The 12458-nt window shown below is 70.6% G+C and carries 9 protein-coding genes; 3 read left to right on the top strand and 6 right to left on the bottom strand.

All coding sequences use genetic code 11. From position 1 onward, the window contains the following. Window positions 1-44: 44 nt before the first annotated feature. Complete coding sequence (locus tag OHA17_RS17145) at window positions 45-764, bottom strand: DUF4232 domain-containing protein (RefSeq protein WP_406507350.1); 720 nt, start codon at window positions 762-764, stop codon at window positions 45-47. Window positions 765-1120: 356 nt separating this feature from the next. Between OHA17_RS17145 and OHA17_RS17140 the strand changes: the two genes are divergently transcribed. Then, on the top strand, window positions 1121-2506 hold the full coding sequence (locus OHA17_RS17140; protein WP_406507349.1) for a helix-turn-helix domain-containing protein: 1386 nt from the start codon (window positions 1121-1123) through the stop codon (window positions 2504-2506). Between the two features lie 39 nt (window positions 2507-2545). On the opposite strand, the gene argS is transcribed toward OHA17_RS17140, so the two are convergent. Continuing rightward, window positions 2546-4306, bottom strand: coding sequence for an arginine--tRNA ligase (argS, locus tag OHA17_RS17135; RefSeq protein WP_406507348.1), 1761 nt, complete (start codon window positions 4304-4306; stop codon window positions 2546-2548). Window positions 4307-4474: 168 nt separating this feature from the next. Between argS and lysS the strand changes: the two genes are divergently transcribed. Next, window positions 4475-6202 (top strand): lysine--tRNA ligase, encoded by a 1728-nt coding sequence (gene lysS / locus OHA17_RS17130; RefSeq protein ID WP_053728848.1) that lies wholly within the window; start codon window positions 4475-4477, stop codon window positions 6200-6202. Window positions 6203-6296: 94 nt separating this feature from the next. On the opposite strand, the gene OHA17_RS17125 is transcribed toward lysS, so the two are convergent. The 3 genes from OHA17_RS17125 to OHA17_RS17115 all read right to left on the bottom strand — a co-directional run bounded on the left by OHA17_RS17125 (window position 6297) and on the right by OHA17_RS17115 (window position 9401). After that, window positions 6297-7643, bottom strand: a complete 1347-nt coding sequence (locus tag OHA17_RS17125; protein ID WP_406507347.1) for a DUF2637 domain-containing protein — start codon at window positions 7641-7643, stop codon at window positions 6297-6299. A 104-nt stretch (window positions 7644-7747) separates the two neighbouring features. Then, window positions 7748-8521, bottom strand: coding sequence for a DUF3558 domain-containing protein (locus tag OHA17_RS17120; protein ID WP_406507346.1), 774 nt, complete (start codon window positions 8519-8521; stop codon window positions 7748-7750). Window positions 8522-8555: 34 nt separating this feature from the next. Continuing rightward, the gene (locus OHA17_RS17115; protein WP_406507345.1) at window positions 8556-9401 is read right to left on the bottom strand and encodes a DUF3558 domain-containing protein; all 846 of its coding nucleotides are present in this window, start codon (window positions 9399-9401) and stop codon (window positions 8556-8558) included. Between the two features lie 201 nt (window positions 9402-9602). On the opposite strand from OHA17_RS17115, the gene OHA17_RS17110 reads away from it, so the two are divergent. Further along, a complete protein-coding gene (locus tag OHA17_RS17110; RefSeq protein ID WP_406507344.1) occupies window positions 9603-10796 on the top strand; it encodes an RtcB family protein in 1194 nt (397 codons plus the stop codon). Between the two features lie 618 nt (window positions 10797-11414). Here the strand turns inward: OHA17_RS17110 and OHA17_RS17105 are convergent. Then, window positions 11415-12455, bottom strand: a complete 1041-nt coding sequence (locus OHA17_RS17105; RefSeq protein ID WP_406507343.1) for a hypothetical protein — start codon at window positions 12453-12455, stop codon at window positions 11415-11417. Window positions 12456-12458 lie beyond the last annotated feature (3 nt).

Genomic DNA, 12458 nt, shown 5'->3' with positions numbered 1-12458 from the left:
CACCGGGCGGCTGTGCCACGGGGGAACCCCGGCCCGCCGACCCGCTACCACGCCTCGATCGACGACAGGTCCGACTGCCAGTAGGTGGCCATGGCCTGGCTGTCCACGACCGCGACGCTCTTGGAGAGCGCGGCGTACGCGGAGGGGCCCGTGGACTCCATGCCGACCTTGCCCTGGAAGTACACGACGACCTGGCCCGTGTTGTACGACTTGCTGCCGTCGTCCTCGCCCAGGGTGCGGACCATCGCGTACGCGGAGGCGCCCGGAGCCAGCGACACCACCGCCTGCGGGATGGTGTCCTTGTCGACCGCGATCGGGGACTGCTGGGCGTTGGAGAAGGAGACGGCGGGGGCGTCGTAGGCGTTGCACATCGTCTTGCCGGTGTTGGTGACGGTCAGGAGGATGTGGTTGATCGGGCGGTTCACCGCGGTCGCGGTCAGCTTCACGTTGGCGCCGGTGCAGGGCGCGTCGGTGCCGCCGCCCCCGGAGGGCTTCTTCGTCGACTTTCCGGTCGACTTGGCGGGGGTGCCGGTGTGCTTGCCGGAGCCCGTACCCGTTCCCTTGTCGGCGTCCGAACCCTTGCTGCCCGCCGCGTCACCCGCCGCCGGAGCGGGGCCGCCGGTCGCCGGGGCGGCGGCCGAGGACGAGGCGTCCGGCCGGCCGTCCGCCTTCGCGTCGTCGGAACCGCCGCCACAGGCGGTCAGGGCGAGGGCGGCGACGAGCGTGGTGGTCGCGGCGGCGGCGATGCGGAAGTTGGTACGCATGATGGTGGAGCTCCCCGTGTGTCGGTAGTACGTGAAGTGCGTGAAGTGCGTGTCCTGGACGCCGTGTCGGCGTCAGGCGCGGTAGTGGTGGATCAGCGTGATGAGGGTCGCGATGGACGCGGCCAGGACGACCGCGGCCATCGAATCCGCGACGTTGAACCGGATGCGGAATCGCATGGACTGCTCCCGGAACGAGCTGTTCGGCTGGTTGCTGCACCTACCTTGCGGGCCGGTCGGAGCGGGCCGCAATCAACGGGGGACAATGGGGGAAGCTGGAACGCTGGAACGGCTGTGACCTGGGGGAATGACCTGTCCCTGGAATGCGTTCCTGGGATGGATGGGGAGGGAACCGGGGCATGGCGACAACGGAGTCCGAGCAGTTCGCGGCGCTGCTGAGGGAGTTGAAGGACCGCTCGGGGCGCAGTTACGGAGTGCTCGCGGGCAGGCTCCACATGAGTACGTCCACGCTCCACCGGTACTGCAACGGCGACGCGGTCCCGAACGAATACGCGCCCGTCGAGCGGCTCGCCCGGCTGTGCGGGGCGACCTCCGAGGAGTCCGTCGAACTGCACCGGCGCTGGATCCTGGCCGACGAGGCGCGACGCCGCGCGCGGGGGGCGAACACGGGGCCGGTCGCGGCCGAGCCGGCGCCGGACCGGACGACCCGGCCGGAAGCCGCCATACCCGCGCCGGTTCAGGAGCCCGAGCCCCAGCCCGAGCCGGTCCAGGAAAGCCGGCCCGAGCCCGCGGAGCAGGAGACCGCGCCGGACTCCTCCATCGAGCTCCCCGACGTCGTGCCCACCACCCCGAAACGTACGGGCCGATTCAGCAGCGGGAAACTGAGCGGCAAGAAGGTGCGGCTCGTGCTCATCGGGGCGGCCGTCGTGGCGCTCGCCGTGCCCGCCGTCGCCGTCGCGAGCCTGTCCGGGCGGGACGACGACAAGAGCTCCACGGTCGCCGACGCCAAGCAGAGCGGGCCCCTGCTCAAGAGCCCGTCGGCCCGCCCGCCGAGCGGTTCGCCCAGCGCGCGCCCGAGCCCGTCCGGCTCACCCTCCCCGTCCCCCTCATCGGGCAGCCCGGCCCCGAAGGGTCAGCAGAAGCACACTCCGGAGGCAGGCGTTCCGCTGAGCGTCGGCATCAGCTCGTACGACTGGGACGCGCCGTGCGGCAAGTTCTACCTGCTCGACCAGAAGCCCGGTTCGGTGCCGCCGCCCCCGACGAACGAGCAGGACCGGCGCTCCTGGGCGCGGGCGCTTGGCGCGGTCGACGGCGGTGACCTGAAGCTGGAGCTGACCGCGACCGGCAAGAGCCAGGACTCGGTGGTGATCACCGGCATCAACGTGCGGGTGGTGGAACGCCAGGCACCGCTCAACTGGACGGCGTACTCGATGGGTTCGGGCTGCGGCGGCGGCATCGTCCCGCAGAGCTTCGACATCAATCTGGACGCGGCCCAGCCGGTCGGCAAGCCGGTCGCCGGCAAGCAGGCCGACACGGTCGTGCCGGCCAAGGACTTCCCCTTCAAGGTGTCCACGACCGACCCCGAGGTCTTCGACCTGGAGGTGCACACCGAGGCGCACGACGTCAGCTGGTACCTGGAGGTCACCTGGAGCAGCGGTGACCGCTCGGGCAAGATCCCGGTCTACGACAACGGGAAGCCGTTCCGCACCAGCGCGGTCAAGGGCCGCCCGGCGTACGAGTACCGCCTGGACACCAACGTGTGGGACCACCTGGAGGCCGGGTGAACCGGGCGGCCCCACACGGGAGTTGATGCCGGGCGGACCCTAGAGGCGCTCGGGCGTCCGGATGCCGAGCAGGGCCATGCCCTGGTGCAGCGTCCGGGCCGTCAAGTCGCAGAGGAGCAGCCGGTTCTCGACCACGTCCTGCGCCGGGCGCGGCTTGATCACCGGGCACTGGTCGTAGAACGTCGTGAACAGCGACGCCAGCTGGTACAGGTACGCCGCCAGCTTGTGCGGCGCGTACTCGGCCGACGCCTCGTAGACCAGATCACCGAACGCGTCCAGGTGCAGGCCCAACGCCCGCTCGGCCGGGGCGAGTTCGAGCTCCGGGTGCGCGGCGGCGGTGTCGCCCTCGGACTTGCGCAGGATCGACTTGATCCGGGCGTACGCGTACTGGAGGTACACGGACGTGTCGCCGTTCAGGGACACCATCTGGTCCAGGTCGAACTTGTAGTCCCGGTTCGCCGAGGTGGAGAGGTCCGCGTACTTGACCGCGCCGATGCCGACGTACCGCCCGTTCTCGACGATCTCCTCCTCGGTCAGGCCCACCTTCTCGGCCTTCTCGCGGACGACCGCGGTGGCCCGCTCGGCGGCCTCGTCCAGGAGGTCCTCCAGCTTGACCGTCTCGCCCTCACGGGTCTTGAACGGCTTGCCGTCCGCGCCGAGCACCGTGCCGTAGCCCATGTTGTGCGCGGTGACCTCGTCGCCGAGCCAGCCCGCCCGGCGGGCCGCCTCGAAGACCATCTTGAAGTGCAGCGACTGGCGCACGTCCACGACGTAGATCAGCGAGGTCGCGTTCAGGTCGGTGACCCGGTTCCGGATCGCCGAGAGGTCGGACGCCGCGTAGCCGAAGCCGCCGTCCGCCTTCTGCACGATCAGCGGGACCGGCTGGTCGTCCTTGCCCCGGATCTCGTCGAAGAAGACCACGAGCGCGCCCTCGGAGCGCACCGCGACACCGGACTCCTCAAGGAGCCGGGCCGTCTCCGGCATCAGGTCGTTGTACGCCGACTCGCCGACGATCTCGTCGTCCCGGATCTCCATGTCCAGCTTCTCGAAGACCGAGTAGAAGTAGACCTTCGACTCGTCCACGAACTGCTGCCACAGCTCCAGGGTCTCCTTGTCGCCGGACTGCAGGGCGACGACCCGCTTGCGGGCCCGCTCCTTGAACTCCTCGTCGGAGTCGAAGACCGCGCGCGAGGCCTTGTACACCCGGTTCAGGTTCGACATGGCCTGCTCGCCGTCGACGTCCTGCGGCGGGGCCAGCTCGCCGGGGTTCTCGATCAGGTACTGGATGAGCATGCCGAACTGGGTGCCCCAGTCGCCGATGTGGTGCCGGCCGATCGTCTTCTCGCCGGTGAAGTCGAGCATGCCGCGCAGCGCGTCGCCGATGACCGCCGAGCGCAGGTGGCCGACGTGCATCTCCTTGGCCACGTTGGGCTGCGCGTAGTCGATGACCGTGACGCCCGGGTGCTCCTTCAGCGGCACGCCGAGCCGGTCGTCGGCCGCCCGGGCCGCGAGCGTCTCGATGATCGCCCGGTCGGCGAGCGTGATGTTGAGGAAGCCGGGTCCCGAGACCTCGATCTCCTTGATCGCGTCGCCCTGGACCTGGTCGACGACCTTGGTCGCGAGCTCGCGCGGGTTGCCCTTGAGTTTCTTGGCGAGCGCCAGGATGCCGTTGGCCTGGAAGTCGGCCCGGTCGCTTCGGCGCAGCAGCGGGTCGGTGGAGCCGGCCTCCGGCAGGGCAGCCGAGAGGGCGTCCGCCAGGCGCTGCTGGACAGTGGAAGCGAGGGAATGGACCGAGGCCATGAGGTGCCGTTCCTGTCGGAAGTGAGGACGATTGCCCCCCGATTCTCCCACGCGGGCCCCTCCTCTTTCTCCTGAGATACGGGCAACCCCGGAGGAGCTCGTTCCGTCTGGGAGAATGGGCGTGCCAGCCTCTCCGAGGCAGACGAAGGCATTACGAGAAAGAAGGACGTGCCGACCGTGGCTCAGAGCAGCACAGAGACCGACTGGGTCTCCCGTTTCGCGGACGATGTCATCGCCGAGTCGGAGCGACGTGCGCCTGGCAAACCGGTCGTCGTCGCGTCCGGACTCTCCCCCTCCGGCCCCATTCACCTGGGCAACCTGCGCGAGGTCATGACCCCGCACCTGGTCGCGGACGAGATCCGCCGCCGTGGCTACGAGGTCCGCCACCTGATCTCGTGGGACGACTACGACCGCTACCGCAAGGTGCCGGCGGGCGTCGCGGGTGTCGACGAGTCGTGGAACGAGCACATCGGCCGGCCGCTGACCTCGGTCCCGGCGCCGGTGGGTTCGGCGCACCCGAGCTGGGCCGAGCACTTCAAGGCCGCGATGATCGAGGCCCTGGCGGAGCTGGGCGTCGAGTACGACGGCATCAGCCAGACCGAGCAGTACACGACCGGCGTCTACCGCGACCAGGTGCTGCACGCGATGAAGCACCGCGGCGACATCGACGCGATCCTGGAGCAGTACCGGACCAAGAAGGCCCCCGGCAAGAAGTCGCAGAAGCCGGTCGACGAGGCCGAGCTGGAGGCCGCCGAGGGCTCCGGCGCGGCGGCCGAGGACGACGGCACCGGCTCGACGGGCTACTTCCCGTACAAGCCGTACTGCGGCGGCTGCGGCAAGGACCTCACGGTCGTCTCGGCCTACGACGACGACACCACGGAGCTGACCTACTCCTGCTCCGCGTGCGCGTTCTCGGAGACCGTCCGGCTCAGCGAGTTCAACCGCGGCAAGCTGGTCTGGAAGGTCGACTGGCCGATGCGCTGGGCGTACGAGGGCGTGATCTTCGAGCCGTCCGGTGTGGACCATTCCTCGCCCGGCTCGTCGTTCCAGGTCGGCGGCCAGATCGTGTCGATCTTCGACGGTGTCCAGCCGATCGGCCCGATGTACGCGTTCGTCGGCATCAGCGGCATGGCCAAGATGTCGTCGTCCAAGGGCGGCGTGCCGACCCCGGCCGACGCGTTGCAGATCATGGAGCCGCAGCTGCTCCGCTGGCTGTACGCGCGCCGTCGCCCGAACCAGTCGTTCAAGATCGCCTTCGACCAGGAGATCCAGCGGCTGTACGACGAGTGGGACAAGCTGGAGGCGAAGGTCGCCGACGGCTCGGTGCTGCCCGCCGACGCCGCCGCGTACGCCCGGGCCGCCCGCACGGCCGCCGGTGAGCTGCCGCGGACCCCGCGCCCGCTGCCGTACCGCACGCTGGCCTCGGTGGTGGACATCACCGCGGGCCACGAGGACCAGACCCTGCGCATCCTCACCGAGCTGGACCCGGCGAACCCGGTCACCTCGCTCGACCAGGTGCGCCCGCGCCTGGACCGCGCCGAGAACTGGATCACCACCCAGGTCCCGGCCGACCAGCGCACCCTGGTCCGCGAGGAGCCGGACACTGAGCTGCTCGGCTCGCTCGACGACGAGGGCCGCGAATCGCTGCGGCTGCTGGTCGAGGGCCTGGACTCGCACTGGTCGCTCGACGGGCTCACCACGCTCGTCTACGGCGTGCCGAAGGTGATGGCGGGCCTGGCCCCCGACGCCAAGCCGACGCCCGAGCTGAAGGTGGCCCAGCGCTCGTTCTTCGCGCTGCTCTACAAGCTCCTGGTGAGCCGTGAGACGGGGCCGCGCCTGCCCACCCTGCTGCTCGCCGTCGGCGCGGACCGGGTGCGCAAGCTGCTCGCCGCCTGACGTACGGCATGGCCGAGGGCCGCCACCCGATTCCGGGTGGCGGCCCTCGGTGTTTGCCCCAAGTGGACCTGGCTGTATGCGTGTTGACGTACCGTCAGGCGATGTGGTCCTCGGTGAGCTCCGCCTGGAAGCGCTGCTTGAACTGGGGGTGCAGCTTGCGCAGCAGGGCCGCGCTGTCGGGGTAGCTGACCCCGTGGCTGTCGGTGAGGTGTATGTCGAGCACCTCGACGGTGGGGTAGTTGCTGTACTGGTTCGAGTACTGGCGGAAGACCTCGTAGGCCGTCTCCGCGAACTCGTTGAACTCGGCGTCCGTGGGGGCGGGTGCGGCGGGGGCCTGCTGCTGGGCCGGCTGCTCCGGCACGGGCTGCGGGCCGGCCGCGCGGGGGCCGGGGACACCGAGGCGGCGTTCGCGGCCGGGGCCCGCCGGGACCATCACGGGCTCCTGCTCCTGCTCCTGCTCCTGGCCCGGGTCCTGGCCCGGCTGGAGCTCGGCTTCCGCATCCGCTTCTGCTTCCGCCTCCGCGAAGGCCGGGTCGTACGTGCCCTCGTACACCTCGGGCGAGACGTGCTGGGCGGCGAACCAGGGGCTCTCGTGCGTGGTGGGCTGCTCCGCCTCGAGCTGCGGGGCCTGGGTCTTGGCCTGGTCCTGGGCCTGGCGCGGGGGCTCCTCGGGAGCGGAGCGGTTGTGGGCCGGGGGCAGTTCGGGCTGCGCCTCGTGCTGCACGATCACCGGCGCGGGCGGAAGCAGCACCGGCTCCATGCCGGCGGCGGCGAGCCCGGCCGGGGCGGTCTCGGCGAGCGGCACGCCGAACTTCGCGAGGCGCAGCGGCATGAGGGATTCGACGGGGGCCTTGCGGCGCCAGGCGCGGCCGTAGACGGACTGGAGGCGGGCGCGGTAGACGAGGCGGTCCTGTTCGAGCTTGATGACCTGCTCGTAGGAGCGCAGCTCCCACAGTTTCATGCGGCGCCACAGCAGGAAGGTGGGGACGGGGGAGAGCAGCCAGCGGGTGAGGCGGACGCCTTCCATGTGCTTGTCGGCGGTGATGTCGGCGATCCGGCCGACCGCGTGCCGGGCCGCCTCGACGGAGACCACGAACAGCACCGGGATGACCGCGTGCATGCCCACGCCCAGCGGGTCCGGCCAGGCGGCGGCGCCGTTGAAGGCGATCGTGGCGGCCGTGAGCAGCCAGGCGGTCTGGCGCAGGAGCGGGAACGGGATGCGCATCCAGGTCAGGAGCAGGTCGAGGGCGAGCAGCACACAGATGCCCGCGTCGACCCCGATCGGGAAGACGTAGGAGAAGTTCCCGAAGCCCTTCTTGAGCGCGAGCTCGCGGACCGCCGCGTACGAACCCGCGAAACCGATCCCGGCGATCACCACGGCACCCGCGACCACCACCCCGATCAGAATGCGGTGCGTGCGTGTCAGCTGAGTCGCGGCCACCCGCGCCCCCTCCCCTTGTCAAGCAACTGGCGGGCACAGCCTGGCACATGCGTACGGAGTCCGGCCCACAGGGGAGGGCCGGACTCCGTATCGTTGCGCGAGCGCTACTTGTTGTTCGCGGTGGCCACCGCGGTGACCGCCTCCTTGGCGGTGACGGTGGCGCCCTCCTGGACCTCGTTGGTCTGGGGGGCGTCCGCGCCCTGGTAGCCGGTGCCGTTGTAGTCGACGGCGAGCACGACGTTGGCGGTGCGGACCACCACGACGCCGTACTTGAAGTCCGCGTCGGTCTTCTTCAGGTCGAAGGTGATCGCGGTCGCCTGGTCGCCGAGGCCGGGGACCGGCGAGGTCTTCACGTTCTTCGCGTCGGCCGTCGACTGAGCGGCCGAGACGGCCCGGTCGAACTGCTTCTGGGCCAGCGAGTCGCCGGTGCCGAGGCCCTGCGTGGAGTCGTAGCGCTTGAGGTCGATGTCGAGCCAGCGGTAGAGCGAGCCCTGGACGCCCTTGTCGTCGAGGCCGTTCCAGGTGCAGCTCGCCTGGGCCTGCGGGTCCGTGGTCTTGCCGACCTCGCCCGCCTTCGTCTTCGCCTTCGGGACGTACTTGTCGATCGACCCCGCGCCGATCGTCTGGCACGCCTCGGGGAGCTTCTTGAACTTCGCCGGGGCGAGCGAGGGCGACGAGGAGGCCTGCGCGCCGCCGGACGCCGACGAGGACGAGGACGAGGACGACGAGTCCGTCTTCTTGTCGCCGCCCGAGTCGGAGGAGCAGCCCACTGCGACGAGCATCACAGGGACGGCGGCACAGGCGAGGACACGGGCGAGCCGGATGCGCGGGGCCGGGGCGTGGGCCTTTTCGGGGGTGGCCGGGGCTGATCGGTGCATGATTCCTTCGCTCTTCGTTCTTCGCGCGGGCGCGCTATTCGCTGAACTGCTCGACGAGCTTGCCGGCCATGGCCTGGGCCTGCTCCTGCAGCTCCTTGCTGTCGGGGACCACGGCGGATGCCGCGGCCTGGGCGGTGTACTCGATGGTCACGATCACGTTGGACGTACGGAAGACCACAGTGACGGTACGTTGGCCGGCCCCCGAACCGCCGTCGGAGCCGGACGGGGACAATACGTCGTTCAGGAACGCCGCGTCACCGAGCCCGCTCAGCCGGCGCGGCTGGAGGCTGTCCCCGTCGCTGCTCTCCGAGGGGCTCGGGGAGGCCGGGGAACCGCTCGGCGGGGCCACCGAGGCGGACGGGGTGCCGGGTGCGCCGGAGACGGGCGGGCCGGACGGGGTCGGGGCAGCGGACGAGGTCGGAGCGGGTGCGGAGCTCTTGGGGGCGGGCAGGTTCGCCGCCGTCTCCTTCTTCCCGTACAGCTCCTTGGTCTGGTCGTCGTCGCTCACCGCGGGGTCGTAGGAGACGACCCGCTCGAAGTCGACCGTGAGCCTTCGCACACCGTCGGCCGTCTCGTCCTTCCAGCGACAGCCGACCCGTCGGTCGGTGTCGTAGGTCAGGTCGGCGGTGCCCGCGTACTCCTTGGCGGCGTCGGCCTCCGCGAGGGCGGCCGCGCCCGGCAGCATGTCCTTGAGCGCACTCTTGCTCACGGCCCGGCAGGGCTCGGGAAGGGTGCGGTACTTGCCGGGCTGCGCGGCGGCCGACTTGGGCACGCCCGCCTTGGAATCGTCGGTGGAGCTGTCGCCGCCCGAGGCCGCCGAGCAGCCGGACGCGAGCGCCACCAGGAGCGCGAGACCGGGCACGTACGCCTTTCGCTGCACGGGTTCCAGGCTCCTTTCAGCAGGACGACGTAGGAAAAAGCGGTTGCTGCCCGAGGGCGGTGGCCGGACACAATGTGTATCGCACGCGCACCTGTGAACGCCGGTCCACTGTCCTGGATGTGGACCTTGGCGCCAGATTTGCTGTATGTGCACTTTCAGGCGCTTTGATGCCGTTTTCTGCTCTCGGGGGATCGAAGAATTATGTCGTACGTGGAGATGCCCGGCGCACGGGTGCCCATCAGGATGTGGACCGACCCGGCGTCGGTGGACTCGGGGGCGCTGCAGCAGCTGCGCAATGTGGCCACCCTGCCGTGGATCAAGGGCCTCGCCGTGATGCCGGACGTCCACTACGGCAAGGGCGCCACGGTGGGCTCGGTCATCGCCATGCGGGGCGCGGTGTGCCCGGCCGCGGTGGGCGTCGACATCGGCTGCGGCATGTCCGCGGTCAAGACCTCGCTGACCGCCAACGATCTCCCGGGCGACCTCTCCCGGCTCCGCTCGAAGATCGAGCAGGCCGTCCCGGTGGGCCGGGGCATGCACCGCGACCCGGTGGACCCGGGGCGGCTGCACGGCTTCTCGGCGTCGGGGTGGGACGGGTTCTGGGAGCGGTTCGGGGGGATCGCCGAGTCGGTCAAGTTCCGCGAGGAGCGAGCCGTGAAGCAGATGGGAACGCTCGGATCCGGAAACCACTTCGTCGAGTTCTGTCTGGACGAGTCGGGTTCGGTCTGGCTGATGCTGCACTCGGGGTCCCGGAACATCGGCAAGGAGCTCGCCGACTTCCATATCGGCGAGGCGCAGAAGCTGCCGCACAACCAGGGCCTGGTGGACCGCGACCTGGCCGTCTTCGTGGCGGACACCCCGCAGATGGCGGCCTACCGCAACGACCTGTTCTGGGCGCAGGAGTACGCCAAGTACAACCGGGCGATCATGATGGCGCTCTTCCAGGACGTGGTCCGCAAGGAGTTCAAGAAGGCCAAGGTGACCTTCGAACCGGTCATTTCCTGTCACCACAACTATGTGGCGGAGGAGCGGTACGACGGCATGGACCTGCTCGTCACCCGTAAGGGCGCGATCCGGGCGGGCTCCGGCGACTTCGGGATCATCCCGGGCTCGATGGGCACGGGTTCGTACATCGTGAAGGGCCTCGGCAACGCGGCGTCCTTCAACTCGGCCTCGCACGGCGCGGGCCGCAGGATGAGCCGCAGCGCGGCGAAGCGGACGTTCTCGACGCGGGACCTGGCCGAGCAGACGCGGGGCGTGGAGTGCCGCAAGGACTCGGGTGTGGTGGACGAGGCCCCGGGCGCCTACAAGCCGATCGAGAAGGTCATGGACCAGCAGCGCGACCTGGTGGAGATCGTGGCGAAGCTGAAGCAGGTGGTGTGCGTCAAGGGCTGAGGCGCCGACCCTGCCGATGCGTCAACGGCTGAGGCTCTGGCTGGCGGAGAGGCCAGGGGCCGAGGCTGTCGCCGGTCCTGCGGCCGGCCGGTTCGCACCGGGGGAGCGCGGCCGGGCCGGGGGCTTTCGCCCCCGGCCGCCGCCTCTTCCCGGCCCGCATGCCGGGAAAGCGCCGGAAGGGGCGCGCGGCTGTGCCTTCGGCGAGCCGAAGGCTTGCCGGGCACTGCCCGTATCACGAGGACGTACCGGGGAGGGGTCCGGTTTTGTCCGGGTGGCGGTGGCAGAAGCCGCCCGGTGTCCGCGGGACGCCCGGCAGGGCATCGTCTGCCCATGCCCTGCACTGCCGGTTCTGGCGTACGCGGACAACGTCCTCGTGACAGCGGACGTCTGGGCGATCCGGTGCCGCCCCGTTACGGGGCGTTCCATTGATCGTCCTCAACCAGCATGCAGGAAGCGGCGATAGTTTTCCGCTGAAGATTTATCCGCTGAAAAGCGGGGTGGGAAAAGATCCGGCCCGGTGGGCGGGATACGGGTGACCAGGTGGCCGGATGCGCCGGGTCGCCGGGCAGGAACTGCTCGCGTCGGGCGGTGGCGGGGCGCCGCTGAACTGGCGGTGCGTCAGGCAGTGGCCTGGCCGTGGTGCGGCGGGCGGTCGTCGATGAGGCGCTCGTCCGACAGGGCCCACTGGTAGGTGAGTTCCTGAAGCGTGGACGCTCCGAACAATTGCCGCAAGGTGTGCACCTCCTTGGACAGGCTGCGCAGGCCGATCCCCAGGCGCTGCGCGGTGAGCCGCTGCTCGATGCCGCGGGCCATGTCGCGCAGGATCTCGCGCTGGAGCAGCGTGGTGCGCGTCCCGCTGCGGCCGGCCGAGCGGGGCGCGCCGCTGTGCGGGTCGCCGTTCCAGGGGTCGGCGCGCCGCCAGCACTCCTCGAAGACCTCGGCGATGAACGCCGCCACGGCCCGGTCCCGCACGTGCCAGGAGGCATGGCCGGGCGCGGAGTTGACGATGTGGTCGGAGATGAACGCCTGGCGCCGGTCGATGACCACACAGCGCTGGAACTGGGTGACCTGGGTACGGAACTGGGCGCCGCGGCCCGTCATCGCGCTCACGTAGGCACGGGTCACCGCGTCGTCGCGGCCGGTGTCGAGATACAGGCTGCGAATGTGGACCCCGCGGGCGAGCGCGGCGCAGTCCCGCTCCTCGACGGCCTCCCGCTGGGCCTGGGTGCGCGGGCCGCAGGGCTGTGCGGTGAGCAGCTCGGCGCGGGCCTGGCCGACGGCCTGCTCGATGCGGGCGTCGACGAGCTCGGGCTCGCCCAGGAACTCCGAGCCGCGGCCCGAGCGCCACTTGGCGCGTTCGAAGTGCAGGCTCAGCTCGTCGGTGACCTGGGGGATACGGGCCGCGAGCGCGGCCTTGGCCGCCATCCGCCGCAGCTCGTCGTCCAGGCGGCGCCGGCCGGCCTCCTGGGGGTCGAGCGCGATGGGCAGGTACGGCAGCCGCGGATCGGTGGTGACCAGGCCCCACTCGGCGAGCTCCGCGAGCGCCCGGGCGTCCCGCTCCGGGTCGATGTGCTCATGGCGGGTGACCCGGCCGTAGACGTCGACGGCCTCGGGCGACAACGCTCCGGCGTTGGCCGCCCGGCTGTCCGGTTCGCCCATGTC

The sequence above is a fragment of the Streptomyces sp. NBC_00212 genome (assembly GCF_045206365.1).
In the GTDB taxonomy this organism is placed as follows: domain Bacteria; phylum Actinomycetota; class Actinomycetes; order Streptomycetales; family Streptomycetaceae; genus Streptomyces.
Note: the sequence above shows the minus strand (reverse complement) of the source record. Positions and strands in the feature narration are given on the sequence as shown.